This window comes from [Actinomadura] parvosata subsp. kistnae, assembly GCF_900323885.1.
Taxonomy (GTDB): Bacteria; Actinomycetota; Actinomycetes; order Streptosporangiales; family Streptosporangiaceae; genus Nonomuraea; species Nonomuraea composti.
Genome location: NZ_OOHJ01000023.1, coordinates 277,743 through 303,515 on the forward strand (window position 1 = coordinate 277,743; position 25,773 = coordinate 303,515).

Genomic DNA, 25,773 nt, shown 5'->3' on the forward strand with positions numbered 1-25,773 from the left:
CTCCCTTCAGCGGGCCTCGACCTCGATGACGCGCGTGTAGTCGTTGGCGCCGTTCGAGGCCAGCGCGACGATGCGGACGGCGTCCGCGGTGACCGGGGCGAAGTCCGAGCGGGCCGTTCCCGCCGTGTTGCCGCGCACTTGGGCGACCGTCTGCCACTGCCCGCCCACCTGCGCCTGCACGTCCCAGTCGCGCAGCCCGTACCGGGAGGCGGGGTAACGCTCGGTGTCCAGCGTGTAGAGGTCCACGCGGGAGACCTGGCGCGGCCCGCCGAGCGCGATCGACAGCGTGTCGGGCCAGGCCCGGGCGGTGGCGTCGTTCCAGCCGTTGCCGCCGGCCCAGCCGTTGGAGGAGCGGTCGCCGTCGGCGACGCTGCACGGCGGGTAGTTGGCGTTGACGTGCTGGGAGGAGGCGGTGACGGGGCGGCGCAGCGCGAGGTTGCCGCCGTTGTCCAGCCCGTCCACGGGCACGACCTCGACCGGCACCTCCAGCGTGCGGTCCTGGGTGCGCAGGCGCAGCCCGTACGTGCCCTGCTGGGTGCCGGGCGGGACGGCGACCAGCAGGCTCGCCATGACCTGGTGGCCGGGCGGCAGGTAGCTGGTCAGCATCGTGCGCGAGGCGGTCAGCGGCGGGTCCACCTCGACGTTCATCGTGGCGTACGACGCCTTGCGCGCGTCGCTGCGCATACCGATCTTGATCTTGGCGGGGCAGGCCGGGTCCACGCCGAGCGGCGCGACCAGCTTGTCCGCGCCCGCGACGGGGGTCAGCCGCTCGGGTGCAGCGGCGGCGGTGGTCGTCACGGCGGCGGCGACGGCCAGGGCGGCGGCGAGAACGCGCATGGTCGGCTCCTTCCTAGAGCACCTGGAGGCCGGGCACGCCGTCGAGCGTGACCAGGCTGGCGCGGGTGGAGACGGGGGCGCCGGGGCGGTCCACGTACGGGACGACCTTGAAGTCCGAGCGCCACTGGCCGCAGGTGACCTCGCAGGAGACGTAGCCGCGCTGGTAGTTGGAGAAGCGCAGGTGCGGGTTGGCCGGGTCGGAGCCGCCGGGCGGGACGCCGGTGGCGGGGTTGCCGTTGCCGCCGCTGCTGACCGAGGTGCAGACGAACTCGACGCCTATGGGCGGCGAGGCCGGGTCGTCGAAGTCGGTGCGCAGGTCGCCGGCGAGGTTGTAGTGGATGTCGCCGGTCAGCACGACGGGGTTGCTGACCCGGCGCTCGACCAGGCCCGTGAGCAGGCGGTCCTTGGCGGCCTTGTAGCCGTCCCACAGGTCCATGCTGAGCCGCTGCGCGGGGCCGGGGTCGTAGTCGAGCTGCATCATGGCGATCTGCTGGGCCATGACGTTCCACTTGGCGCGGGAGGCGCCGAGGCCGTCGAGCAGCCACGCCTCCTGCTCGGCGCCGAGCATCTGCCGGGCCGGGTCGAGCCGGTCGGCGCAGTCCACCTGCTGGCCGTCGCCGCAGACCTGGTCGTCGCGGTACTGCCGGGTGTCGAGCACGTTGAACTCGGCCAGGTCGCCGAAGGTGAACCGGCGGTAGATGCGCGCGTCGGGCCCCTCCACCGCGGGGACGCGGACCGGCATGTTCTCCCAGAAGGCGCGGAAGGCGTTGGCGCGGATGACCAGGTAGTCCTGCTCGGTCACTTCGCCGCCGGGGCCGAAGCGGCCGGCCCAGTTGTCGAGCACCTCGTGGTCGTCCCAGGTGACGATCCAGGGGGCGCGGTGGTGGGCGGCCTGGAGGTCGGGGTCGCTCTTGTAGAGGCCGTACTGGACGCGGTAGCGGTCGAGGGTGTCGCACTGCACCCGGAACTGCTCGGGCACAGGGACGTTGCGGTTGCCGCCCATCGGCACGATGCCGTACTCGTAGATGTAGTCGCCCAGGTGGAAGACCACGTCGGGGCTCTCGTCGGCGAGGTGGCGGTAGGCGCTGTAGTAGCCGTCCTGCCACGAGGCGCACGAGGCGAAGGCCAGCCGCAGCGCGTCGGGGCTGCTGCGCGGCGCGGGCGCGGTCTTGGTGCGGCCGACGGGGCTGAGCTCGCCGCCGGAGCGGAAGCGGTAGAAGTACTCGCGGCCCGGCCGCAGGCCCCTGGCGTCCACGTGCACGGAGTGGCCGTACTCGGGGGTGGCCCAGGCCGAGCCGGCGCGGACGCGGCGGGTGAAGCCCTCGTCCTCGGCGAGCTCCCAGTCGACCCGGATCCGGTTGTACGGCAGGCCGCCCAGCGGCTCCAGCGGCCGGGGCGCCAGCCGCGTCCAGAGGATCACCCGGTCATGGAGCGGGTCGCCGGAGGCGACACCGAGCGTGAAGGGGTAGTCGGTGGTCCGGGCGGTGGCGGGCGCGGTCCACGGGTCGGCCAGGTTCGTCGTGAAGGCGAGGGCGAAGGCGGCGCTGCCTAAGCCGAGGAAACCCCGGCGTGAAGGGTGCGGCATGCTGCTTCCTAGGCTGGGGGACGAAGCCCTCACTTTCTAGCAAGCCGACCGGTTCTTAACAAGATACAAGTTACAAATAACGTCTCTCGGCGTTACATCTCGGCCACGCGGACGTCCGCGTGGTGGTCGCGCAGCCGCTGGAGCAGGTCGGCCGGGGCGTTGGCGTCGACCACGACCACGTCGAAGTCGTCCAGCGGAGCCACCCGATGCAGCGCCACGCGGGCCAGCTTGGAGCCGTCGACGGCCAGCACCCGCCGCGAGCCCGAGCGCAGCATCGCCCGCTTGACCAGCACGATCTCCTGCTCCTGGTGGTAGGCGTACTGCTCGGAGACGGCCGAGGTGGACACCACGACCAGGTCGACGTTCACCGCCTCGACCGCGTCCACGCAGCCGAGCCCCAGAAACGAATCATGCGTGGCGTGATATTCACCGCCGAGCGCGATGAGCCGGAGGTCGCGCTCGCCGGCCAGCAGCCTGATCGCCTCCAGGAAGTTCGTCACCACCGTCAGCGGGGCCAGCTCGCCCAGGTGGCGAGCCACGGCCAGGGCGGTCGTCGAGTCGTCGAGCATCAGCGAGCTGCCCGGCTCGATCAGGCCGGCCACGACCCGGGCGATCGCGTCCTTCTCGGCGGTGTGGGCCTTGAGCCGGTAGGCGATGTTGCTCTCCCACACGTTGCTGGCCTGGGCGGTCGCGCCGCCCCTGACCTTGCGCACCATGCCCTGGCGTTCGAGCTCGTCGAGGTCGCGGTGGACGGTCATCAGGCTCACGCCGAAGCTCTCGGCGAGCTCGGTCACGGAGGCGGAGCCCTGGCGCACGATGTGCTCGGCCATGCCCTGCCACCGTGTGGACCTGCTGGAGGTGTGCTGACGCGAATTCACCAATGTCTCCACCCTGTTCGGACGGCTGCGCATCCTACCCTTGACACCCCGCTCGGGCGACTCGTACCCTCCACCCACCGCCATTTTTAACATGTTTGATTGTTAATTTAACAAGCCTTAAAACGTTCGCATCGCCACCCGGCCCCGTACCGCCGGGTGCTCTCGGGGGATCTCAGCACATCGCACGACCGAGGAGACAGCGACATGACCGACCTGCTGCACCACGCCAGGGTCAGCCGCGGCCAGTTCCTGCGCATGATGGGCGGTCTGGCCGCGGCCACCCTCGCCACCACCGCCTGCTCCACCAGGCCGGAGACCACCGCCACCACCGGCGGCGGCGGGGCCACCACCGAGCTCAAGTTCATCGGCGTGGCCGACCAGAAAGCCCCCATGGACGAGCTGGCCGCCGCCTACGGCAAGGCCACGCCCGCCGTCCGCCTGACCGCCTCCTACGCCCCCACCGACCAGGTGCAGACCTCCCTGCGCACCCAGCTCGGCGCCGGCAACGCCCCCGACCTGCACGTCGTCTACCCCGGCAACGGCAGCGCCATGTCGATGACCCAGATCGCCCAGGCCGGGCTGCTGGCCGACCTGTCGGCGCAGGCGTGGACGAAGACGATCCCCGCCGGCTTCAAGCCCGCCTTCCAGCTCGAAGGCAAGACCTACCTGTACTCGGCCGGATCGTCCGTGATCGGCGCCGTCTACAACAAGAAGGTCTTCCAGCAGGCCGGCATCGACGCGCCGCCCACCACGTGGAGCGAGTTCCTCGCCGTGTGCGACAAGCTGAAGAAGGCCGGGGTGACGCCCATCGCCCTCGGCGCCCAGACGCCGTGGGTCACCCAGCTCATCACGTACGCGCTGGTGCCCTCCACCGTCTACGCCAAGGACCCGACGTTCGACGACAAGCAGCTCGCCGGGCAGGCCACCTTCGCCGGCTCCGGCTGGCACCAGGCCCTGGAGATGTACCTGGAGCTGCAGAAACGCGGCTACTTCAACGACAAGCCGAACGGCACCACGTTCGAGCAGCAGACCGCCATGGTCGCCACCGGCAAGGCCGGCATGGCCGTCCAGGTCTCCGCCGTGCTGCCCGACTTCCGCAAGGCCGCCGCCTCGCCGGACGACCTGTCGATGTTCCCCCTGCCCGGCGCCGACGACGCCGCCCAGGTGTGGATCCCGGCCGGCGTCGTCGTCGGGCTCGGCGCCGCCGCCAAGGGCCGCAACGTCGAGCAGGCCAAGGCGTTCATCGACTTCCTCGGCCGCCAGGAGAACATCAACGCCTGGGCCAAGGCCATCGCGGCCATCCCGCTCACCCAGGACGCGAGCTCCACCATCGACCCGGCCGTCCAGTCGTTCCTGCCCTTCACAAAGGACCGCGCCGTGCCGTTCATGGACCAGCGCTGGCCGAACGCCGAGGTCCAGCCCGTGCACTTCGCGGTCGTCCAGGAGCTGCTGGCCGGCGACTCCACGATCGACGAGGCGCTGAAGAAGATGGACGAGGCGTACCGCAAGTGACTCCCGTAACCGCGGGCCGGGCCCGCCCCGCGCACGTCCGGCGGCGGCGGCGCTTCTCCGCGGCCGCCCCGTCCTGGCTGTTCGCCGCGCCCGCCCTGGCCGTGTACGCGCTGATCGTGCTCTACCCGGCCGTCGCCGGCGTCGTCTACGCCTTCACCGACTGGAGCGGCATCGGCCGCGACATGTCGTTCGTCGGCCTGGAGAACTTCCGCACCCTGCTCGCCGACGAGCAGGCCATGGGCTCGATCGGCAACACGCTACTGCTCACCGTGGCCATCGTGGTCGTGCAGAACGGCGTCGGGCTGCTGCTCGCGCTCGGCGTGCACGTCAAGCTGAAGAGCCGGGCCCTGCTGCGCGTCATCTTCTTCGCGCCCGTCGTCGTCAGCCCCGTCATGGTGGCCTTCCTGTGGAAGTACATCTACAACCCCGACCCGTCGGCCGGCCTCAACGGGCTGCTCGGCCTGCACGTGGACTGGCTCGGAGACCCGTCCATCGCCCTGTGGTCGATCGCCGGCATGGTCGTCTGGCAGAACGCCGGCTACTCCATGGTCATCTTCCTGGCCGGGCTCGAAGGCGTCCCGCGCGAGCTGCACGAGGCCGCCATGATCGACGGCGCCGGCACCGGGCAGCGCTTCCGCTACGTCACCTGGCCGCTGCTCGCGCCCGCCCTGACGATCAACCTGATGCTCTCCACGATCGGTGGGCTGAAGCTGTTCGACCAGGTCTTCGCCGCCACCAACGGCGGCCCCGGGTACGCCACCGAGACGTTGTCCACCGTGCTCTACAAGCAGGCGTTCGTCTTCGGCAAGTTCGGCTACAGCACCGCCGTCGCCCTGGTGCTGGCCCTGTTCGTGGCCGCGGTGTCGCTCATCCAGGTCTCCTACCTGCGCAGCCGGGAGGTGGCGGTGTGAGAAGGACGTTCGTGCTGGAGATCGTCATGATCGCGGTGGCGGTGGCGTTCCTGTTCCCCGTCTACACGCTGGTCTCGCTCGCGCTCAAGGACCCCGGGCAGATCGCCCGCTCGCCGCTCGCCCCGCCGAGCCCGCCCACCCTCGACAACTTCGCCAGCGCCTGGTCCGCCGCCGCGCTCGGCCCGTCCCTCGTCAACAGCACCGTGATCACCGCGGCCAGCCTCGTGGCGCTCATCGCGCTCGGCTCGTTCGCCGCCTACTTCCTGGCCCGCGTGCAGACCCGCCTCGGCTACGGCCTGTACGTCCTGTTCCTGCTCGGCATCGTGCTGCCGTTCCAGCTCGGCATGATCCCCCTGTACGAGCTGGTCAACGACCTCGGCCTGATCGGCACGCACGCCGGGATGATCCTCTTCTACACCGGCATCCAGCTCCCGTTCACCGTCTTCCTCTACACCGGCTTCATCCGGGCGCTGCCCCGCGAGTACGCCAGCGCCGCCCAGATCGACGGCGCCTCCCACCTCGTCGCGTTCACCCGCGTCGTCTTCCCGCTGCTGCGGCCCATCACCGGCACCGTGCTCATCCTCAACGCCGTCTTCATCTGGAACGACTTCTTCACCCCGCTCGTCTACCTCGGCGGCTCCGGCTACGAGACCGTCCCGGTCAGCGTCTTCGCCTACGTCGGCCAGTACGTCTCCCAGCACGGCCTCGTCTTCGCCGGCCTCGTGCTCGGCGCGCTGCCGATCGTGCTGGTGTTCCTGGCGCTGCAGCGCTACGTCATCAAGGGCTTCGCGAGCGGACTCAAGGGATGAACGTCTTCGACGTCTTCCGGCAGCCGCCCCGGGCGTACTCGCCGGCCGCCATCTGGTGGTGGAGCGGCGAGCCGCTGCGCCGCGACCGGCTGCGCTGGCAGATGGAACGGCTGGCCGCCGGGGGAGTGCACAACCTGGTCATCCTCAACCTCGCCCCCTCCGGGCCGACGTTCGGCGCCGACGCCGACGACCCGCCGTTCCTGTCCGAGCCGTGGTGGGAGCTGCTGGACGGGGTGTGCGCGGACGCGTACGAGCTGGGCGTGCGCCTGTGGTTCTACGACCAGCTCGGCTTCTCCGGGGCCGACCTCCAGGCGCGGCTCGTGCAGGAGCGGCCCGACTTCGCCGGGCAGTGGCTCGCCCCCGACGGGACCGTCACCTCGCGCGGCTTCGACTACCTGTCGCGTGAGGCGTGCGCGGTGCTGATCGACCGCGTCCACGGCGCGTTCGAACGGCGGATCGGCCACTGGTTCGGCAAGGTGATCGCCGGGTCGTTCCAGGACGAGCTGCCCGCGCTGCCCACCTGGTCCGCCCGCTTCGCCGACGAGCACCTCGCCCGCAGGGGGCGGCCGTACTCGCCGCAGGACGCTCTCGCCTACCAGCGCACCCGGGCCGAGCTGGCCGAGGAGGCGTTCTTCCGCCCCCTGGCCGAATGGCACGCCCGCCACGGGCTCGTGCACGGCTGCGACCAGCAGGACCCGGCCCGCGCCGGCCACCCCGTGGACGGGGTACGGCTGTACGCCGACTACGCGCGGACCCACCGCTGGTTCGGCGCGCCCGGCTCCGACCACCACGGCGACGCCCGCCTGCACTCCTCCCTCGCCCACCTGTACGGCCGGCCGCGCACCTGGATCGAGGCGTTCCACTCCAGCGGGTGGGGCGGCACGCTGGAGGAGACGTTCGACTGGCTGCTGCCGTGGCTGCGGGCCGGCGCCACCCTCTACAACCCGCACGCCGTCTACTACACGACCAAGCGGGGCTGGTGGGAGTGGGCGCCGCCGTCCACCGACTGGCGGCAGCCCTACTGGCGGCACCACCACGTCTTCGCGGCGGCGGTCACGCGGCTGTGCGCGGCGCTCTCGCTCGGCCGCCACGCCTGCGACGTGGCCGTCCTGCTGCCCACCGCCACCGCCCAGGCCGGCGTCGGCCCCTCCGGCGCGGCCGACGCCGCGGCGGCGCGGGCCCAGGACGTCTACCGGGAGCTGGTCGGCGACATGGCCTGGTTCGCCACCGCGCCCGGGGTGCTGGACCGGCTCGGGCTGGACGCCGACGTCATCGACGAGGACTCGGTGCGGCGCGCGGTCGTCAAGGACGGGCGGCTGACCGTCTCCACCGAGGCGTACCGGGCGATCATCCTGCCCGCCGTCACCCACCTGGACGAGGACGTCGCCGCCCGGCTGGCCGAGTTCGCCGCCGACGGAGGGCTGCTCGTCGCCGTCGGCACGCCTTCCCCGGGAGCCCGTTTCGTGGCTTCCGCCGACCAGGTGGGGGAGGCGCTGGGCGGGCTGGAGCGCCGGGTCGAGGCGCCCGTGCCCGCGCTGGTGCGCGAGGACGGGCCGGCCACGCTCGTGTTCCTGCCCGCCGCGTTCCCCATGGCCAGCCGCATCCGCGTCGGCCGGCCCGAGGAACGCGGGGTGGACCTCGGCTGGCTGGACGCGCTCATCGACTTCGACCCCGCCCGGTACGCGCGGGAGCTGCCGGTCACCGTGCGCGGCGTCACCGGCACGCCGCTGCTGCTGCGGCCCTTCACCGGCGGCGCGCCCGTGCCGCTGCCGCACACCCGCGACGGCGACACCGTACGGGTGGTCGTGCCCTTCGACGACGGGCCCGCCGCGCTGCTGGTGTTCGACGGCACCGACGCCGAGCCCGCGCCGCGGCCCGCGTACCCGGTCTCCCGGGATCTGGATGACCAATGGGACGTCGAGCTCGTCCCCACCCTTGACGACACGTGGTCCGACTTCGGCTCCTCGGGCCTTGAATGCTGGACCTTGCGGACGCCCGGCGGCGAGCCGGTGGACGTCACGTTCGGGCCGCGCGGCGAGCAGCAAGTCGGCGACGGGCCGTGGACGCCCTCCACCTGGTCCGCGTCGCGCGGGCTGCGCAAGGACCCCGTGCACCGCGACACGCTCGGGCCCAAGGGGCGGGTGCCGGTCGAGTTCCTCGCGTTCGGGCGGGTCGCCGCCGGGACGCGGGCGCGCTTCCGCACCGTCATCACCGTCCCCGAGGGCGGCGGGCCGCTCGCCATCGGCGCCGGCGCCGCCAAGACGCTCCGCGTCGACGGGGCCGAGCAGCCGCTCGACGACCGCGGCTACGCGGCCGTCACCCGCTCGCCGCTCCCGCCCGGCGCGCACCTCCTGGAGCTGTCGCTGGTGCCGGACGAGGAGCACGACCTGCGGGCGTACGTCTGCCTCGTGTCCGACCCCGCCGACGCCGTCCGGCCCGAGTGGATCGCGGGCACGCCGCTGGAGACCGTCGTCCACGCCGGCGACGGGCCCGCGCTGCTGCAGGTGGCGTCCACGGCGTTCTGCCGGGTGCTGGTGAACGGGGTCGAAGCGGGCAGGCAGGGCGGTTTCGATCCGTACGCGGAGGCGGACATCCCGCGCCTGCGCCGCTACGACGTCACCCACCTCCTGCGCGAGGGGCCCACCACCGTGCGCGTCGAATCCGACGGCTGGGTCCTGGTGGACGGGCTCGCCGTCTCCGGGCCCGACTGGTCGCCCGCCCCCCGCGTGCGGCGGCGCCAGCACGGCGACCCGGCCGCGCTCTGGCTGCTGCCCCGGCCGCACCCCCTGCCGGAGGCGGGCTGGCTGGACGGCGGGCCGGTCGCGCCGCCCGCCACGTTCGCCGTCCCCGGCGCCCGCCCCCGCACCGAACGCTTCCTGCTCGACCCGCCGCCCGGCGCGACCGGCATCGAGGTGAACGCCCTGGGACCCTGCGAGGTGCGCTGGCCGGGCGAGCGTGGCGAGCCCGCTGAGCGGGGTGGGCCGGTCGAGCTCGTGGTGCGCACCGTGCCGGGCGCGCAGGCGGGCGCGGCGCTCGGCGGGCCCGTCCGGTTCACCTGCGGGCCCGGCCGGATGCGGCTGGGCGACTGGGAGGAGCAGGGGCTCGCCGGGTACAGCGGCGGCGTGCGCTACCGGACTACCGTGGCCGCCTCTTCCGGCCCCGCGCTGCTCGACCTGGGCCGCGTCAGGGGCAGCGCCGAGGTGAGCGTGAACGGGCGGCCCTGCGGCGTGCGGGTGTGCTCCCCGTACGTGTTCGAGGTCGAGCTGGACGACGGCGACAACCGCGTCGAGATCCTCGTCCTCGGCACCCTCGCCCCGTTCATGGACGAGGTCAGCCCCACCCACTTCGTCTTCCCCGGCCAGCGCAGCACCGGCCTGTTCGGCCCCGTCCGCCTGCGCACGACCGGTTAGCGGGCGGCGCCGGTCACGGGTCCAGCAGGCCCGCGAGGTGGCGGCTCAGCAGCCCCAGCAGGAGATGGTCGGCGTGGGTCCACTCGTGGGTGCCGCGACGGTGCACCGACAGCATGCCGAGCGGCGCCCCGTACCGGTCGAGCAGGGGAGTGGAGCACACCGCGCGCACCCCCGCCTCCAGCAGCACCCGGGACGCCGGCGTGCCGGCCAGCTGCGCGTCCTGCTCGACGTCGCGGACGGCGATGGCCGCCCCGGCGCTCAGGGCCCGGCCGCACACGGAGCCGTCGTCATCGACGACGACGGCGAAGAAGTCGAGGAAGGGCTGCTGGAAGCCGCGGTCGGCGACGATCGTCAGCGCGCCCGTGGCCCGGTCGAGCAGTTGCACGTTGCCCATGTCGGCGCCGGTGAGCGCGAGCGCGACGCGCAGCCCGGCGTCCATCATGGCGCCGAGCTCCTCGGGGTCGGCTGGATCGGGCGCGGCCGGATCGGGCGCGGATGGGTCAGGCTCGGCCGGATCGGGCGTGGCAGGGGCGGTGGCGGCTGGGTCGGGCGTGGCAGGGGCGGCCTTGGCCGGAGCGGCGGCCTCGGCTGGAGTGGGGGCGGGCCCGGGTGGAGCAGGTGGAACGACGGTGGCGGGCCCGGCGCCGCGTGGCGCGCCGAACCGCGCGGCGGCGGCCCACTGCCGCTCCAGCCGCCTGCGCGTCTCCACCTCGCGCTGTTCCAGCCGTTGCCGGCTCTCCGCCGCGTCGATCTGCCGTTCCTCCGCGCGGCGGCGCGCGGACTGAGCCCTGGCGATCAGACGCTCCGTTTGTCTCCTGCGGTCGCCGACGTCCGGATCCACGTCTCCGAGTGTCGCCCCGCCCGGGCCGGCGCACCACCGCAAAGGTCAGCGGCGGGACGGCGGGGGGTCGCTCCCCTCGGGGACGCCGGTGAGGGCTTCGGCCTCCTTCCTGGTGTACGGGGTGCCGGGCCACTCGACGAGCAGGACGGTCGCGTCGTCGCGCAGCCGGTGCTCGTGGTAGTCGAGGTGGTGGTGGATGAGCCGCCGCAACGTCTCGGGCACCGGCAGCTCGTCGGCCTGGTGCCGGATGAGGAAGTCGGCGAACCGGTCCATGCCGAACTCCTCGCCCGCGCGGTTGCGGGCCTCGGTGATGCCGTCGGTGTAGAGCAGGAGCCGGTCGCCCGGCTGGAGCTGCGTGCGGCACTCCGTGACCGGCAGGTGCAGGCCGGTGCCCGCCGGCGGCGCCACGTCGCCCTCCAGCTCGATGGTGGAACGCCTGCGGACGATCACGGGCGGGTGGTGGCCGCAGTTGACCCAGGCCAGCTCGCCGCTGGGGATGTCGAGCGTGGCGACGACGCCGGTGGCGAACCGTTCGCCGCCGAACTGCGCCGTGAGCGCCTCGTCGATCCGCCGCGCCGCCCGTACGAGGTCGTGGCCCTCGTGGCGGCTGTTGCGCAGGGTCGTCACGGCGAGGTTGGCGGTCAGCCCGGCCGCGGTGTCGTGCCCCATCGCGTCGAAGATCGCCAGGTGGGCGGTCCGCCCCTCGAAGGCGTAGTCGTACACGTCGCCGCTGACGTCGTACGCGGGCTCCATGACCGCGCTGACGACGAGCCGTTCGGTGGCGAACGTGCGCTGCGGCATCAGCCGCCACTCCATCTCCGCCGACACGCTCATCCGCCGGCGCCGCACCAGCCGGGCGTAGGTGTCGCTCAGCGGCCGCTTGGAGACCACGAGCAGGGCGACCAGGCCGGCCAGGCGTTCCATGTCGCGCAGCGTCTCGGCGTCGGCGCCGGGCGCGGTGACGCGCAGGACGCCGAGCCGGTCGGTGCCGTCCACCAGCGGCACCCACCACCGGCGCGGGTGCCGCGCCGAGGCCGGCAGGATCCGGCCGTGCTGGAACGCGCGGCCGGCGACCGTGCCCTCGATGCCGATCTCCCCGGACTCGCGCTCCCCGGCCGGGGCCGGCTGGGCGATCAGCGGCGACAGCACCTCCTGCTGCAGGTCCGCCAGGTAGATGAGGACGTCGCGCAGCCCCACCCGGCCGGCCTGCTCGGCCACCAGGGCCGGGATCTGCTCCAGCGTGCTCGTGTGACTCGCGGAGATCAGCGCGCCGAACATCGCCGCACGCTGCGCCGCCGGCGCTGCCGAGCCGGACGCCTGCACGCGATTGTGAGCGGTCATGTACCCAACGTAACGGTCCGGGGTCGTCACCCGTGCGGTCATATCGCCGTGCCCCCCGCTCAACTGGTAGGGACATCGGGGGCCCGGCGCGGTTACGGTGGGCGCGGGAGGTTCTCATGAGGTTCTTCCGGCCGGCCGCCGCGATCGTCCTCGCCGCCGCCCTCGTCCTCATCGGGTCGCCCGGCCATGCTCGGGCCGCGCAGGGCGAGATCCGCGGCGGCGACACCTACGTCGTCCAGGGCAAGGGACGCTGCCTTGTGGCGTTCACCGTGCGGCGCGGCACCACCGGCGGGTTCCTCACCGCCGGGCGCTGCGGCCGTCCGGGAGACATCGCCCTGACCGGCTACGGCGGCACGCCGATCGGCGTCTTCGAAGCCTCCTCCTACCCGGGCGACGACTACGCCTGGGTGTCCCTCTACCCCGGCTGGACCCGCGCGGCACCGTCGCCGCCCTCGGCTCCGAGCGCATCGTGCGCGGCGCGGCGTCCGCCGCCGTGGGCGCGGCCGTCTGCCAGGCGAGCCCGGTCGCCGGCTGGCACTGCGGCGTCGTCCAGCAGCGCAACGCCACCATCGCCTACCCCGACGGCACCGTCACCGGCCTGGTCCGCACCAGCGTATGCGCGGAGCCGGGCACGGTGGGCGCGCCGTTCCTGTCGGGCGACCAGGCCCAGGGCATCACCTCCGGAGGCACGGGCAGCTGTGCCACCGGCGGGTCCACGTACTTCCAGCCGGTGGCGGAGGCCCTGTCGGCGTACGGGCTCACGCTCGTGACCGGCTGAGCGCCCTGCCGGCTCAGCGCCGTACGCTTTACCGGCTCAGAGCCAGGCAGCGGACCGTCACCCACGCCGTCCACACCAGCTTCGGGCTCTGCGCGCTCACCGACTCGAACACGCCGCACTCCGTGAACCCGTGCGCCGCCGCGTCGGCCCTGGCGTCGGCCTCGGCGATGGCGAGCGCCGTGTCCTCGTCGAGGCTCTGCCCCATCCCCGTGAACAGCGTGCTGCTCACGACGGCGGCGGCGGAGGCGGGCAGCGTGGCGGCGGCGGCCACGCCGGAGCCCGCCAGCGCGGCCGCGGCCAGCGCGCCGAGCAGCTTCTTCGTCAGGCTTGTCATGGGATCTCCCCTGATGAGTGCGTGATGGACCTGCACTTGAGTGGCGTGACATCCGGTTCCACCCCGTGCCAGGGACGTTCCATCACGACACGCGGGAGGAGTTCACCTCGCCGAAACCTACGGGCGGCCCCCGCTCGGATAGAGTCCCGCCATCCTGGACAACGTCGATCCCTTCATCGGTACGGCGGCCACGGACCTGCCACGCGCGCGCGGTCTGGCCGCCACTTGGTGGTGGCCGAAACCGCAGGTCGGCAACACCCACCCGGGTGCCACGTCACCGCTCGGCATGGTGTCGGCCTGCGCCTACTCCGGCGCGTACCCCACGGGCTACGGCCGGTACGCCAAGAACACCGAGGGCGTGCCCGAGGAGATGTTCGAGCGGCTGCAGGCCTCCGGCTTCACCCACTTCCAGCAGTCCGGCACCGGCGCCATCCGCAAGTACTACAACTACGTCCGCGTCACCCCGATGGTGCAGCCGCTCGACGCGCTCGGCGAGTCCTGGCCCCTGTACGACGAGGTCGCGCGGGCCGGCTACTACGCCGCCACCCTCGACACCGGCATCCGCTGCGAGCTCACGGTCGGCACCAAGGTCGCCGTGCACCGCTACACCTTCCCCGAGCACGACAGCGCCCGCGTCGTCGTCGACCTGTCCTGCGGCGGCCTGGCCATCGAGCTCGGCCAGACCGTGCCGGTGCGCGCCCAGGTCGAGAGCATGGGCCACGGCCGCGCCCAGGGCACGGTCGTGATGGAGGGCGTCCCGCTGTCGGTGTACGTCGAGGTCGACAGCCCCGGCTGGCGGCAGATGCTCTGGTACGACCGGCGCCTCATCGACGGCGGCACCCGCCTCGACTTCGACAGCATCCGGCACACCACGCTGCGCCCCTTCGGCATGCTCTTCATGGGCCCCGCCGCGCCCGGCCAGACCGTCGAGGTGCGGATGGGGTTCTCCCTGCGCGGCTGCGACCAGGCCCGGCTCAACCTCGAACGCGAGTGCGGCCACACCGACCACGCCTTCGACGCCGTGCTGTTCCGCACCCGCGCCCGCTGGGCCGGCCACCTCGACCGCGTCCAGGTCGAGGGCGGCACGCCCGCCCGCCGTACCGTGCTGGCCACCGCCCTCTACCACTCCCTGATCAAGCCGTGCTTCGCCGACGACGAGAGCCCGTTCTGGCCGACCCCCGGCCCGTTCGCGTTCGACGTGTGCACCATGTGGGACATCTACAAGACCCAGCTCCCGCTGCTGGCCGCCATCGCCCCCGACCGCGCCGCCGACCTGCTGGAATCGCTCATCAGAGTGTGCGAGGAGGAAGGCAACTTCCCCATCGGCTACCGCATGTCGCGCGGCGCCGACCGGTTCTTCCGCCAGGCCAGCGCGCTCGCGCACACCGCGCTCGCCGACGCCCACGCGCTCGGCCGCGCCGGCATCGACTGGAGCTGGGCGCTCGTGCACATGGTCGGCGACCTGCGGCGCGGCTACGGCGAGGACTTCTACGAACGCGGCATGGTCCACCCCATCACCCACACCCTCGACCTCGCCTACGCCCACCACTGCACCGCCCAGGTCGCCCGCGCGCTCAACGACCCCGGCCTGGCCGACGACCTGGAAGAACGCGCCCGCCACTGGCGCAACGCCTTCGACCACGGCACCGGGCTGCTGCGCGACTCCGAGTTCTACGAGGGCGGCAAGTGGAACTACTCCTTCCGGCTGCTGCACGACATGGCCGCGCGCATCGCCCTGGCCGGCGGCGACCGCGCCTTCGCCGACCAGCTCGACCGCTTCTTCGGCTACGGCGCCGAGCCCGTCGAACGGCCCGGCCGGCGCCCGACCGCCGCCGAGATGGCCGCCGGGTACGCGCTCAACCGCTTCGAAGGGCTCAACAACGAGCCCGACATGGAGGCGCCGTGGGCCTACCACTACGCCGGGCGCCCCGACCGTACCGCTGAAGTGGTGCAGGCGGCGCTGACCTGGCAGTTCGGCACCGGGCCCGGCGGGCTGCCCGGCAACGACGACTCCGGCGGCCTCAGCTCCTGGTACGTCTGGGCCTCGCTCGGGCTGTTCCCCGTCGCGGGCCAGAACCTGTTCCTCGTCAACGCGCCCGCCTTCTCCCGCGCCGTGCTCAGGGCCGGCGGCAACGAGTTCGTCATCGAGGCCGTCGGCCACCGCGAGACCCCGATCGGCGCCGAAGGTCTCGACCGGGACCCGCCGCCGCAGTACGTCCAGGAGGCCACGCTCAACGGCAAACCCCTGCACGCCACCCACCTCAGCGCCGCCACCGTGCACCAGGGCGGGGTGCTGCGCCTGCGGCTCGGCCCGGAGCCGTCCGCGTGGGGACGCGACCGCCGCCCACCGTCGCTGTCCGACCCGCGCCCAGCCGCCCTCTCCCGCCCGCGCCCGCCCTCCTCGTCCGGCCCGCACCCGCCCGCGTTGTCCGACCCGCGCCCGTCTTCCTCGTCCGGCCCGAACCCGCCCGCCCTGTCCGGCCCGCGCCGGCCCTCCCCGCCTGACCCGCTCTCACCCCCGGAGGAAACGCGATGACTCACCTCCCACGCCGCCTCGTCATCGTGGTCAGGGCCGATCCGGTCATCTGCGGCCACTCCGGCGAAGCACGCAACCTCGCCGAGGTCGCGCTGACCCGGGGATTCGCCGACGTACGGCTGCTGACCTGGCCCATCCCGGCACTGAAGGCGGCGGGGCTGCCGCTCAAGCCGCTGGACCGGCTGCTGCCGTACAGCGACGGGATCACCGTGGAACGGCCCGAGCCGGTCGGCGACTACCGGGTGCCCGACGGGCGCTTCCAGGCCGGGCTGACCGGCCGCCTCGTCGAGCTGCTCGCCGAGCCGTACGCCACCGTCTGCCTGTCCATGTACCTCGCCCCGCACACCTCGGTGGTCGTGGACGCGGTCGCCGCCGCCCGCGCCGCCGGGTACGCGCCCCACGTGCGTACCGTCGCCAAGGCGGTCGGCTCCGACGTCACCAACGTGATCAGGTCCTGCCTGCGGGAGGGCCGGTTCGGGGCGGCGACCGTGCTGTTCACCACGTTCCTGGCCAACGACGAGGTCGTCGCCGTCTCCGACTACACCCGCGAGGAGATCGTCGCCTCCGCCGAGCAGGTGGACGCCCGCTGCGGCACCACGTTCGCCGAGCAGTGCCGGCGCCGCGTCACCGTCAGCTACCCGCCGATCGACTCCTCCGCCTTCCTCGACCCGGACCCGGCGTCGCTCCAGGCCACGCTCGCCGCGCGCGGCCTGGAACGGGACGGGTACCTCCTGTTCCTGTCCCGCGTCACCAAGGCCAAGGGCATCGACGACCTGATCGCCGCCTACGGCCGGATGCGCTGCCGCTCGCGGGTGAAGCTCGTCGTCGCCGGCACCGGGCCCATGCTGGAGCAGGCACGGGCCCTGGCCGGGCGCGACGAGCGGATCCTCTTCCTCACCGACGTGGACGACCGCGAGAAGGTGCTGCTCATGCGGGGCTGCGCGGCGTACGTGCTGCCGACCAAGCCGGAGCCGGACTTCGTCGAGACGTTCGGCATCGCGCTGGCCGAGAAGATGCTCGCCGGCGGCGGCCCCATCGTCACCACCCCGACGGGCGGCACCCTGGAGGCGGTCGGCGACACCGCCGTCATCGTCCCACCCGGCGACGTCACCGCGCTGGCGGACGCGGTGGACCGGGTGGTCCTGGAGCTGTCGGCGGGGGAACGACACGACCTGGAGCTACGGGCCCGCACCCGCGCCATGACCTTCGACCGGACGACGGTGTTCGACGCCCTCTTCCCCCAGGAACCCACCGCCCTCGGCGCCGCCTGACCCACCCGCCCCACCGCCGACCCGCTGTCCCCCGCCCAACCCGCCTACCCCGGCGGCGCCCCGTCGCGCCACCGCCCCGCCTCGCCCCGCCCACCCCACCGGCCCTACCGCCCCCACGGGGCTTGCCTGCCTTGGCGCCGAGCGGGCTCGCCTCGGCACGATCCTCCTTCACCTGCCCCTGACCGGAGCGGGTGTGGGCGGCGTCGCTAACTCTGCCGGTTTCCTCACCAGGCCCTGCACCGTCCGGCGGGCCGGCGCAGCGTGCCCGACGGTGCCAGGGCGTGAAACGTGCGTGTAACGATCCGGTGACGGGGGCTTCCGTCGTCGCGTGTGACCGGTCACGCTAGGCACGCGTGTGACCGGTCACACCCGTGGAGACCCCGTGGAGCCCCCCGAGAGGACACCCATGCAACGACACCGCTCAGCCCGGCGAGCCCTCACCGTCGCGGCCGTCCTGGCATTAACCTCCATGACCGTGATCCAAGGCCCGGCGGCCGCAGCCGCCCCCGACGTCGTCACCGTGAACTTCGCCCAGCGCACGGGCCCCGTCCACGGCGGCGCGACCGGCATGCTGTACGGCCTGTCCGACCCGGGCGTCCCCGGCGGCTCGCTGCTCGCCGGCGCCCGCCCCCGTACCGTCGCCCAGAAGGCCCCCGACGGCGACCAGCATCCGAACGGCGACGCGCTCGTCATCGCCGACGGCTTCTTCGAGGCGGGCGGCGAGGAGATCGTCGTCTACATGCAGGACGTCTACAGCCGCTGGCCGTACGAGAACCTGGGCATCGACGACTACCTGGCCAAAGTGGACACGATGGTGCGCAAGGTGGTGCGCGAACGGCCGAAGGACAAGGCGAAGTTCGTGTGGGTGCCGTTCAACGAGCCCGACGGCATCTGGTACCAGGACTGGGCCACGCAGAAGGAGAAGTTCTACAGCGACTGGAAGGCCGTGGTCGGGCGTATCCGCTCCATCGACCCGCAGGCCAGGATCGTCGGCCCCAACGAGGCCAGGTACAACCCGGGCCGCCTGCGTGACTTCCTCACCTGGGCGAAGAGCGCCGGATACCTGCCCGACATCATGGCCTGGCACGAACTGTCGCGTTCCAGCCTGGCCGACTACCGCGGCCACTACGAGCACTACCGCGCGCTCGAACGCGAGCTGGGCATCGCCCCGCTGCCCGTCAACATCGACGAGTACGGCAACCGGCGCGACATGTCCGTCCCCGGCCAGCTCATCCAGTGGATCTCCATGTTCGAGGACACCAAGGTCGACGCCGACATGGCGTACTGGACCTACGCCGGCAACCTCGACGACCACGCCGTGCGCACCCGCCAGGCCAACGGCGGCTGGTGGCTGCTCAAGTGGTACGCCGACCTGACCGGGCAGACGGTCAGGGCCACCCCGCCCCAGCCGAATGTCCCGGACACCGTGCAGGCGCTCGCGGCCCTCGACGAGTCCGCGCGGCGCGGCACCGTCCTGGTCGGCGGCGGCACCGCGCCCGTCCGCCTCGACGTGACCGGCCTCGACCCCGCCGTGTTCGGCCGGCAGGTGGACGTCCTGGTGTCGAGGACGACCTGGAGCGGGTACGAGGGCGACGCGCTCGAGCCGCCCGTCGTCGCGGCCCGCCGCACCGCCGTGACCGGCGGGAAGCTGAGCGTCGACCTGCCCGGCGGCGATGTCATGGCCGCCTACCGCGTGGTCATCGTCCCGTCGGCCGGGCCCGCCCCCGCCCCCGACGCGCCCTGGACGGCGTCGATCGAGGCGGAGTCCGCCACCCTCACCTCCGCCCAGGTCTACGACCAGGACACCACCGCCGACCCGCAGCGGTACGCCACCTCCGGCAAGCGCGACGTCGGCTCCATGAACAAGCCCGACTCGGCCGTCACGTTCGCCGTCACCGTCCCCCGCACCGGCCGCTACCGCCTCGGGATCTACCACGGCGCCAACAAGGTGCCCGGCCGGCACGCCCTGTTCGTGGACGGCCAGCTCGACCGGATCGTGCAGTACTCCGCGAACCTCGGCTGGACCTACCGGGGCCGCACCGACGTCGAGATCAAGCTGACCGCCGGCACCCACCGGCTCTCGCTGCGCACCAGCGCCGACGGCAGCACCCTGCTGCCCGGCAGCGACGTCACCCTCGACAAGTTCGACCTCACCGAGATCACCGGCCCACGCCGCGCCGTCCACCCGGCCGACGAGGCCCGGCTCTCCGGCGGCGCCCGGCTCACCCGCACCGGCGCCGGCCCCGCCATCACCCTCGGCGGCGACGCCCGCGCCACCTTCTTCGCCGCCGCCGCCGAGGACGGCTACCACGACCTCACCCTGTCCTACCGCGCCGGCCGGGCCGGCGACCTCGACGTCCGCGTGGACGGGCGCGCGGTCCCCGGCGTCCGCGCGGCCCGCCCCGGCGACGGCGCCTCCCGCGTCCGCGTGTACCTCCCGGCGGGCATCTCCAAGATCGACGTAGGCGGGCCGTCCGGGCTCCAGCTCCGCGAGCTGGTCACGGTACGGGCGGCGCAGGCGGACGCGGCGGTCCACCGGGTCGAGGCCGAGCGGGCCCGCCTGTCCGGCACCGCCCACGTCACCGGCGCCACCGGCGGCTCGAACGCCTCCGCCGGCGCGTACGTGAGCGACCTCGGCAACGGCGCCGCCAACACGCTCACCCTCGACCGCCCCGCCGGCTTCGGCCCCGGCCAGTACGTCCTGGTCACCCACTACGCCAACGCCGACAGGAACACCGGCCACCCGTACAACACCGACGTGATCAGCCGCTTCCTCGACATCACCGAGACCGGCGGCGCGACGACGCGCGGCGTCTTCCGGCACAACTACGCCTGGGACAACTTCTGGCCCCAGGCCACCCCGCTCACCCTCACCACCGCGAGCGGTCCGCTCGTCCTCGGCAACGCGAACGCCTTCGGCCCGAACGTGGACCGGCTGGAGCTCGCCCGCTTCGTCCTGGAGGTGGACAACCAGGCACGCACCTAGCGAAGAGGCGGCCCCGGCCGATCGAGCCGGGGCCGCACCAGGGGCCTCCGGCTCCTCGTGGTGCCAGGTGGACACCTGGAGCGCTGGCGTACGGGTGAGAGCGATCGCCATCCTGGTGACGACACATCTCCGAGTCCCCCAGGAGCGAAGATGATCGCCAGGATCTGGCACGCGACCGCCACCCCGGACGGCGCCGACGCCTACCAGCGGCACTTCACCGGCGCCGTCCTTCCGGAGCTGCGCGACACCGGCGGCCACCGGGGCGCCTACGTGTTGCGGCGGACCGCCGGCCGGCACGTCGAGCTGCAGGTCATCACCTTGTGGGAGTCCTTCGAGGCGATCAAGGCATTTGCGGGGGACGACCTCGACGTGGCGGTCGTCGAGCCGGACGCGCGCGCCGTCCTGCTGTCCTACGACACCACTGTCACCCACCACGACGTGCTCACAGCCGTCCCCTGACAGCGCCGGCGCCGATCGCCGACTGCTCGTGCGGGGCGCCGCTCGGCGCGTGAGATGCTGCGAGGATGACCACGACTGAACAGGCCGAACCGGCCCCCCGCCGCCGGCGGGGCCGTCCAGGCCATGACCAGTCGGCGATCCTGCGCGCCGCTGTCGAGCTGTTCAACCGGCGAGGGTACGACGCCACGAGCATGGGCGACCTGGCCAAGGAGCTCGGGCTGACCAAGCCGGCCATCTACCACCACGTCACCAGCAAGGAGCAGCTGCTCGGCCAGGCGCTCGACGACGCGCTCGACGAGCTCACCACCGTCGTCACCGAGGCGACGCGGCGGCCGCCCGGGGTGAGCGCCTACCAGCGGCTGCGCGAGGTGGTGCGGCGCAGCGTGGAGGTGCTGGTGGCGCACCAGCCGTCGGTCACGCTCCTGCTGCGGGTGCGCGGCAACAGCGAGATCGAGCTGGCCGCGCTCGAACGGCGGCGCTGGCTCGACGACCGCCTGGCCGACCTCGTCGCGGACGCCGTCGCCGAGGGCGCCCTGCGCGACGACGTGCCGCCCGCGCTGGTGAGCCGGCTGCTGTTCGGCATGGTGAACTCGCTGGTGGAGTGGTACCGGCCGGGCGGCGCCTACGACCAGGCGATGGTCGCCGACGCGATCACCTCCATCGCCTTCGACGGCCTGGCCCGCCACGAACCCTGAGCCTCACGAGTCCCCGCCACCCGGCCGGTCCTGGTGTCACCAGGTGTAGAAGCCCTGGCCCGTCTTGCGGCCCAGGTGGCCGGCGGCGACGAGGTCGCGCAGGATGCGCGGCGGCTCGAAGCGGGGGCCGAGCTCGCGGGCCAGGTGCTCGGCGATGGCGAGCCGCACGTCCAGGCCGACGAGGTCCGTGGTGCGCAGCGGCCCGACGGGGTGGCGGTAGCCGAGGGTCATGGCGGTGTCGATGTCGGCGGCGCTCGCGACCCCGTCCTCCAGCATCCGCATCGCCTCCAGCGCCAGGCACACCCCGAGCCGGCTGCTGGCGAACCCCGGCGAGTCCGTGACCGTGATCGGCGTCTTGCCGAGCGCCGCCACCCACCGCTGGGCCCGTTCCACCAGCTCGGGCTCGGTACGGGGGGCCGCGACGATCTCCACCAGGTCGCTCACCGGGACGGGGTTGAAGAAGTGCAGCCCGAGGAACCGCCCGGGCGCCGCCAGGCCGGAGGCGAGCCCGGCCAGGGACAGGCTGCTGGTGTTGGTGGCGAGCACCGCCCCGGGAGCCTGCTTCTCGGCCAGGGCCAGCACCTCGGCCTTCAACGCGGCGTCCTCGGGCACGGCCTCGACGACCAGCTCGCACCCGGCCAGCCCGGCCGGGTCGGCGGTGGCCCGCAGCCGGGCCGCGGCCGCCTCCGCCGGCTCGGCCAGCGTGCCCTTCGCGGCGGCCTTGGCCAGGCTGTCGCCGACCCGGGCGCGCGCGGCGGCGGCCGTCTCCTCCGAGCTCTCCACGATCACGACGTGGCCGCCCGCGACGAGGAACGCGTGCGCGATCCCGGCCCCCATCCGCCCGCCGCCGACGACTCCCACGGGCGTGGGCAGGTCACCGCTCATCGCTGCTCTCCCTTCCTGGCGCGGCGCTCCAGGAACGCCGTCATGCGCGCGTGCTTCTCCTCGGTCTCGAACAGCACCGCCTGCGCCACGTCGTCCACGAACGGGTGGGCGGCGCGCGGCGCGTGCAGGACCGCCTTCATCAGCCGGGTCGCCAGCGGCGCCTGCGCCGCGATCCGGTCGGCGAGCCGGTGCCCGGCCGCCTGCAGGTCGCCGGGCTCGACGACCTCGTTGAGCAGCCGCACGTCCAGCGCCTCCGTGGCCGTCAGTACGCGGCCGGCGAGCAGGATCTCCTTGGCCAGCGGCTCCCCGACGAGCGCGGCCAGCCGCCACGCGGCGCCGGCGGCGGCCAGGATGCCGAGGCCCGTCTCGGGGTTGCCGATGCGGGTGCGGGGCGTGCCGATGCGGAAGTCGCAGGCGTAGGCGAGCTCGGCGCCGCCGCCCAGGGCGTACCCGTCGAGCAGGCCGATGGTCGGCATCGGCAGCTTGTGGATCCGGTCGAAGATCTTGGAGTTGATGCCGCGCAGCGCGTCGTCGCGCCCGCGCTCGCGCAGCTGGGCGATGTCGGCGCCGGCGGCGAACGTGGTGCCCTCGCCGACGATCAGGACGATCTTCGGGTCCTCCTCGACGGCGGAGCAGGCGTCGTGCAGGGCTCGTACGAGGTCGCGGTCGATCGCGTTGCGCACCTCGGGCCGGTTGAGCCGCCACACCACCCGGTCCGCGCCCTCCTCGACAAGGAGCGCCTTCCCGCCGCTCATGGCCGCTCCACCAGCAGCGCGCTGCCCTGGCCGACGCCCACGCACAGCGTGGCCAGGCCGCGCCGGCCGCCGGTGCGTTCCAGCCGGCCGAGCAGCGTGACCAGGATGCGGGCGCCCGAGGCGCCGAGCGGGTGGCCGAGGGCGATCGCGCCGCCGTCGGCGTTGACCCGTTCGAGGTCGAGCCCGAGGTCGCGGACGCAGGCCAGCGACTGGGCGGCGAACGCCTCGTTCAGCTCGACGGCGTCGAGGCCGGCGACGTCCCAGCCGGCGCGTTCGAGCACCTTGCGGGTGGCGGGGACGGGCCCGATGCCCATGATCTCGGGCGGCACCCCGGCGTGCGCCGCGGCGACCAGCCGCGCGCGGGGCGTCAGGCCGTGCCGTTCGAGGAAGCGCTCGCTCACCACGACGACGGCGGCGGCGCCGTCGTTGAGCGAGCTGGAGTTGCCCGCGGTGATGACGCCGCCGGGGCCGTGCAGCGGGCGCAGCCGGGCCAGCCGCTCCAGGCTCGTGTCCGCCCGCGGCCCCTCGTCGGCCTCGACCAGAACGTTCTCAGCGGTACCCCCGACCGGCACCGGGACGATCTCGTCGGCGAACCGGCCCTCCTTGGCCGCCGCCACCGCCCGCTGGTGTGACCGCAGCGCGAACGCGTCGCACTCGTCCCGGCTCAGCCCCCAGCGCTCGGCGACGGTCTCGGCGGTCTGCGGCATCGTGGCGGTGGTGGCGGCGTCGAAGCGCGGGTTGGTGAAGCGCCAGCCGATGGAAGTGTCGAAGGTCGCCCCCGGCTTGGCGAACGCCTTCGCGGGCTTCTCCATCACCCATGGCGCCCTGGTCATCGACTCGACGCCGCCCGCGACGACCACGTCCGCGTCCCCGGCGGCGATGAGGGCGCGCGCGGTGGTGACGGCGGTGAGCCCGGAGGCGCACAGCCGGTTGACGGTGAAGCCCGGCACCGAGTCGGGCAGGCCCGCCAGGAGGGCGGCCATGCGGGCGACGTTGCGGTTGTCCTCGCCTGCCTGGTTGGCCGCGCCCAGCACCACCTCGTCCACCAGGCCGGGCTCGATCCCGGCGCGGGCGACGGCCTCCCGCACGACGAGGGCGGCCAGGTCGTCGGGACGGACGTGGGCGAGCGCGCCGCCGTAACGGCCTATCGGCGTCCGGACGCCGGAGACGACGAACGATTCTGGCACGTGCAGCTCCTGTGATCGATGACGGGGCGTCAGGCGTCGTAGTCGACGGTGACCTGGTCGCCGGCCGGGTACGTCTGGCAGGTCAGCACGAACCCGGCGGCGACCTCGGCCGGTTCGAGCGCGTAGTTGCGGCGCATGTCCACCTCGCCGTCCCGTACGACGGCGCGGCACGTGCCGCAGACCCCGCCCTTGCACGCGAACGGCAGGTCGCCCCGGGTGGCCTGGGCGCCGTCGAGCAGGGTCGTCTCGCGGGAGACCGTGGAGGTGGTGCGCAGGCCGTCCAGGACGGTGGTCAGCTCGGTGGTCGCGCCGGCGAGCTGGACGCCGGCGCGGCGGGGCGGCGGGGGAGGGGCGTCGGCGTAGAAGAGCTCGACGTGCACCCGCTCCCCGGGCACGCCGAGGTCGGCGAGCACCGCCCTGGCCTCCTCCACCATCCGGAGCGGCCCGCACAGCCACACGTGGTCGAACACCTCGACCGGGACGAGGCAGGTCAGCAGCCGCCGCAGCCGCTCGCCGTCGAGCCGCCCCGACAGCAGCTCGACGTCGCGCGGCTCCCGCGACAGCGCGTGCACGACCTGGAGCCGGGGGCCGTAGCGGTTCTTCAGGTCGCCCAGTTCCTCGGCGAACATGACGGTGCGGCTGGTGCGGTTCCCGTACAGGAGGGAGACCTGCGCGCCCGGATGGGTGAGCACCGTCGAGGCGACCGACAACATCGGGGTGATGCCCGAGCCGGCGGCGACGCACAGGTGCCGCTCGCCGAGGCCGGGGTCGGCCTGCCAGGAGCCGGTGGGCGGCTGCACCTCGATCACGGTGCCCGGCCGCACCTCGTGCACCAGCCAGGACGAGAACAGCCCGCCGGGGATCTCCCGCACCCCGATGCGCGGCGCGGCGCCGGCGGGGGCGCAGATCGAGTACGAGCGGCGGTGCTCGCGGCCGTCGATCACGCGGCGCAGGGTGAGCGACTGCCCGGCCTTGAACGCGTAGGCGTCGCGCAGGTCGTCGGGGACGGCGAAGGTGATCGCGGCGGCGTCCTCGCACAGGCGGTCCACCGAGGCCACGGTCAGCGGGTGGAAGACGGCGGCCCTGGACGCGGCGGGCGCGAGCATGGTCATCGCTCAGATCTCCTTGACGTGCTCGAACGGCTCGAGACAGGCGGTGCAGCGGTAGAGGGCCTTGCAGGCGGTGGCGCCGAACTCCGAGGTGAGCCGGGTGGCCGCCGACCCGCAGCGCGGGCAGGGCGGCGCGGGGCGCGGCGGGCCCAGCGTGAGCAGCACCGGCCCGGGCCGCCTGGGGGCGGGGCCGGGCGCCGACAGGCCGGCGGCGCGCAGGGCGGCCCGGCCCCGCTCGGAGATCCAGTCGCTGGACCAGGGCGGGTCGAGCACGACCCGCACCTCGACGCGGTCGAACCCGGCGTCCCGAAGGCGGTGGACGAGGTCGTCGCGCATGGTCGCCATGGCGGGGCAGCCGGTGTAGGTGGGCGTGATCGAGGCGACGACGACCTCGCCGTCCGCGTCCCGCTCCACCTCGACGCCGCGCAGCACGCCGAGGTCGGCGAGGGTCAGCATCGGCATCTCGGGGTCCCGCACCTCCCCGGCCACCTCCAGCGCCCGCCGCCCGGCCTCCGTCGCCTCGCAGCCGCGGGGCGTGGCGGAGGGGTGGCGGGTGCCCGGCGTTCCCGCGTCGCGCCGTGCGATCGCGGGCCGGTCGGCGGTCACCAGCGCCCGCTCGGGTGGGCGCGGGCGACGACCTGCATCTCGGCGAGC

21 protein-coding genes are annotated in these 25,773 nt (G+C 73.6%); 10 read left to right on the forward strand and 11 right to left on the reverse strand.

The annotated features are described in order from the left end of the window. Positions 1-6: 6 nt before the first annotated feature. The 3 genes from KIS93_RS52740 to KIS93_RS52750 form a co-directional block, all read right to left on the reverse strand. Positions 7-837 (reverse strand): discoidin domain-containing protein, encoded by an 831-nt coding sequence (locus tag KIS93_RS52740; RefSeq protein WP_080037493.1) that lies wholly within the window; start codon positions 835-837, stop codon positions 7-9. 13 nt (positions 838-850) lie between these two features. Continuing rightward, positions 851-2,422: an alkaline phosphatase D family protein gene (locus KIS93_RS52745; RefSeq protein WP_080037494.1), complete on the reverse strand. Its 1,572-nt coding sequence runs from the start codon at positions 2,420-2,422 to the stop codon at positions 851-853. A gap of 92 nt (positions 2,423-2,514) precedes the next feature. Further along, positions 2,515-3,252 (reverse strand): DeoR/GlpR family DNA-binding transcription regulator, encoded by a 738-nt coding sequence (locus KIS93_RS52750; protein ID WP_080037495.1) that lies wholly within the window; start codon positions 3,250-3,252, stop codon positions 2,515-2,517. A gap of 252 nt (positions 3,253-3,504) precedes the next feature. On the opposite strand from KIS93_RS52750, the gene KIS93_RS52755 reads away from it, so the two are divergent. From KIS93_RS52755 to KIS93_RS52770, 4 genes are read left to right on the forward strand one after another with little or no spacing between them, the layout of a single operon-like run. Next, positions 3,505-4,812, forward strand: a complete 1,308-nt coding sequence (locus KIS93_RS52755) for an extracellular solute-binding protein (RefSeq protein WP_080037496.1) — start codon at positions 3,505-3,507, stop codon at positions 4,810-4,812. Beyond that, positions 4,809-5,723, forward strand: coding sequence for a carbohydrate ABC transporter permease (locus KIS93_RS52760; protein ID WP_080037497.1), 915 nt, complete (start codon positions 4,809-4,811; stop codon positions 5,721-5,723). The genes KIS93_RS52755 and KIS93_RS52760 overlap by 4 nt, the downstream gene beginning before the upstream one ends. Beyond that, on the forward strand, positions 5,720-6,532 hold the full coding sequence (locus KIS93_RS52765) for a carbohydrate ABC transporter permease (protein WP_222107975.1): 813 nt from the start codon (positions 5,720-5,722) through the stop codon (positions 6,530-6,532). Before KIS93_RS52760 ends, KIS93_RS52765 begins: the two co-directional genes overlap by 4 nt. Beyond that, entirely contained in the window at positions 6,529-9,942 is a 3,414-nt protein-coding gene (locus KIS93_RS52770; protein ID WP_080037498.1) for a hypothetical protein, read from the forward strand. The genes KIS93_RS52765 and KIS93_RS52770 overlap by 4 nt, the downstream gene beginning before the upstream one ends. Positions 9,943-9,955: 13 nt before the next feature. Here KIS93_RS52770 and KIS93_RS52775 read toward each other — a convergent pair whose 3' ends face one another. Both KIS93_RS52775 and KIS93_RS52780 read right to left on the reverse strand, forming a co-directional pair. Next, entirely contained in the window at positions 9,956-10,783 is an 828-nt protein-coding gene (locus tag KIS93_RS52775; RefSeq protein WP_080037499.1) for a GAF domain-containing protein, read from the reverse strand. Between the two features lie 45 nt (positions 10,784-10,828). Next, positions 10,829-12,124: a PP2C family protein-serine/threonine phosphatase gene (locus tag KIS93_RS52780; RefSeq protein WP_230466045.1), complete on the reverse strand. Its 1,296-nt coding sequence runs from the start codon at positions 12,122-12,124 to the stop codon at positions 10,829-10,831. A gap of 469 nt (positions 12,125-12,593) precedes the next feature. On the opposite strand from KIS93_RS52780, the gene KIS93_RS52785 reads away from it, so the two are divergent. Continuing rightward, entirely contained in the window at positions 12,594-12,902 is a 309-nt protein-coding gene (locus KIS93_RS52785; RefSeq protein ID WP_186404959.1) for a S1 family peptidase, read from the forward strand. A gap of 28 nt (positions 12,903-12,930) precedes the next feature. On the opposite strand, the gene KIS93_RS52790 is transcribed toward KIS93_RS52785, so the two are convergent. After that, on the reverse strand, positions 12,931-13,236 hold the full coding sequence (locus tag KIS93_RS52790; RefSeq protein ID WP_080037501.1) for a hypothetical protein: 306 nt from the start codon (positions 13,234-13,236) through the stop codon (positions 12,931-12,933). Between the two features lie 175 nt (positions 13,237-13,411). On the opposite strand from KIS93_RS52790, the gene KIS93_RS52795 reads away from it, so the two are divergent. The 5 genes from KIS93_RS52795 (at position 13,412) to KIS93_RS52815 (ending at position 21,183) form a co-directional block, all read left to right on the forward strand. Continuing rightward, a complete protein-coding gene (locus tag KIS93_RS52795; protein WP_268967005.1) occupies positions 13,412-15,772 on the forward strand; it encodes a glycoside hydrolase domain-containing protein in 2,361 nt (786 codons plus the stop codon). Then, positions 15,769-17,043 (forward strand): glycosyltransferase, encoded by a 1,275-nt coding sequence (locus KIS93_RS52800; protein WP_080037503.1) that lies wholly within the window; start codon positions 15,769-15,771, stop codon positions 17,041-17,043. Before KIS93_RS52795 ends, KIS93_RS52800 begins: the two co-directional genes overlap by 4 nt. 469 nt (positions 17,044-17,512) lie before the next feature. Further along, complete coding sequence (locus tag KIS93_RS52805; RefSeq protein ID WP_222107976.1) at positions 17,513-20,029, forward strand: CBM35 domain-containing protein; 2,517 nt, start codon at positions 17,513-17,515, stop codon at positions 20,027-20,029. 150 nt (positions 20,030-20,179) lie between these two features. Next, positions 20,180-20,488 (forward strand): antibiotic biosynthesis monooxygenase family protein, encoded by a 309-nt coding sequence (locus tag KIS93_RS52810; RefSeq protein WP_080037505.1) that lies wholly within the window; start codon positions 20,180-20,182, stop codon positions 20,486-20,488. 65 nt (positions 20,489-20,553) lie between these two features. Then, positions 20,554-21,183, forward strand: coding sequence for a TetR/AcrR family transcriptional regulator (locus tag KIS93_RS52815; RefSeq protein WP_080037506.1), 630 nt, complete (start codon positions 20,554-20,556; stop codon positions 21,181-21,183). A gap of 36 nt (positions 21,184-21,219) precedes the next feature. Here the strand turns inward: KIS93_RS52815 and KIS93_RS52820 are convergent, their stop codons facing one another. Genes KIS93_RS52820 through paaD form a run of 5 tightly spaced genes read right to left on the reverse strand, consistent with a single transcriptional unit; the run spans position 21,220 to position 25,614 of the window. Beyond that, a complete protein-coding gene (locus tag KIS93_RS52820) occupies positions 21,220-22,068 on the reverse strand; it encodes a 3-hydroxyacyl-CoA dehydrogenase family protein (protein ID WP_080037507.1) in 849 nt (282 codons plus the stop codon). After that, positions 22,065-22,823, reverse strand: a complete 759-nt coding sequence (locus KIS93_RS52825; protein WP_080037508.1) for an enoyl-CoA hydratase/isomerase family protein — start codon at positions 22,821-22,823, stop codon at positions 22,065-22,067. The genes KIS93_RS52820 and KIS93_RS52825 overlap by 4 nt, the downstream gene beginning before the upstream one ends. After that, a complete protein-coding gene (locus KIS93_RS52830) occupies positions 22,820-24,010 on the reverse strand; it encodes a thiolase family protein (protein ID WP_080037509.1) in 1,191 nt (396 codons plus the stop codon). Before KIS93_RS52830 ends, KIS93_RS52825 begins: the two co-directional genes overlap by 4 nt. Before the next feature lie 29 nt (positions 24,011-24,039). Beyond that, positions 24,040-25,122: a 1,2-phenylacetyl-CoA epoxidase subunit PaaE gene (gene paaE, locus KIS93_RS52835; RefSeq protein ID WP_222107977.1), complete on the reverse strand. Its 1,083-nt coding sequence runs from the start codon at positions 25,120-25,122 to the stop codon at positions 24,040-24,042. Positions 25,123-25,125: 3 nt separating this feature from the next. Further along, a complete protein-coding gene (gene paaD / locus KIS93_RS52840; RefSeq protein WP_230466460.1) occupies positions 25,126-25,614 on the reverse strand; it encodes a 1,2-phenylacetyl-CoA epoxidase subunit PaaD in 489 nt (162 codons plus the stop codon). Between the last annotated feature and the right edge of the window lie 159 nt (positions 25,615-25,773).

Excerpts from the sequence above, each read along its gene's own strand:
- KIS93_RS52740 (WP_080037493.1), bottom strand. The coding sequence starts at position 837 with ATGCGCGTTCTCGCCGCCGCCCTGGCCGTCGCCGCCGCCGTGACGACC.
- KIS93_RS52745 (WP_080037494.1), bottom strand. The coding sequence starts at position 2,422 with ATGCCGCACCCTTCACGCCGGGGTTTCCTCGGCTTAGGCAGCGCCGCC.
- KIS93_RS52750 (WP_080037495.1), bottom strand. The coding sequence starts at position 3,252 with ATGGCCGAGCACATCGTGCGCCAGGGCTCCGCCTCCGTGACCGAGCTC.
- KIS93_RS52755 (WP_080037496.1), top strand. The coding sequence starts at position 3,505 with ATGACCGACCTGCTGCACCACGCCAGGGTCAGCCGCGGCCAGTTCCTG.
- KIS93_RS52770 (WP_080037498.1), top strand. The coding sequence starts at position 6,529 with ATGAACGTCTTCGACGTCTTCCGGCAGCCGCCCCGGGCGTACTCGCCG.
- KIS93_RS52780 (WP_230466045.1), bottom strand. The coding sequence starts at position 12,124 with ATGACCGCTCACAATCGCGTGCAGGCGTCCGGCTCGGCAGCGCCGGCG.
- KIS93_RS52790 (WP_080037501.1), bottom strand. The coding sequence starts at position 13,236 with ATGACAAGCCTGACGAAGAAGCTGCTCGGCGCGCTGGCCGCGGCCGCG.
- KIS93_RS52800 (WP_080037503.1), top strand. The coding sequence starts at position 15,769 with ATGACTCACCTCCCACGCCGCCTCGTCATCGTGGTCAGGGCCGATCCG.
- KIS93_RS52805 (WP_222107976.1), top strand. The coding sequence starts at position 17,513 with ATGACCGTGATCCAAGGCCCGGCGGCCGCAGCCGCCCCCGACGTCGTC.
- KIS93_RS52810 (WP_080037505.1), top strand. The coding sequence starts at position 20,180 with ATGATCGCCAGGATCTGGCACGCGACCGCCACCCCGGACGGCGCCGAC.
- KIS93_RS52815 (WP_080037506.1), top strand. The coding sequence starts at position 20,554 with ATGACCACGACTGAACAGGCCGAACCGGCCCCCCGCCGCCGGCGGGGC.
- KIS93_RS52820 (WP_080037507.1), bottom strand. The coding sequence starts at position 22,068 with ATGAGCGGTGACCTGCCCACGCCCGTGGGAGTCGTCGGCGGCGGGCGG.
- KIS93_RS52825 (WP_080037508.1), bottom strand. The coding sequence starts at position 22,823 with ATGAGCGGCGGGAAGGCGCTCCTTGTCGAGGAGGGCGCGGACCGGGTG.
- paaE (WP_222107977.1), bottom strand. The coding sequence starts at position 25,122 with ATGACCATGCTCGCGCCCGCCGCGTCCAGGGCCGCCGTCTTCCACCCG.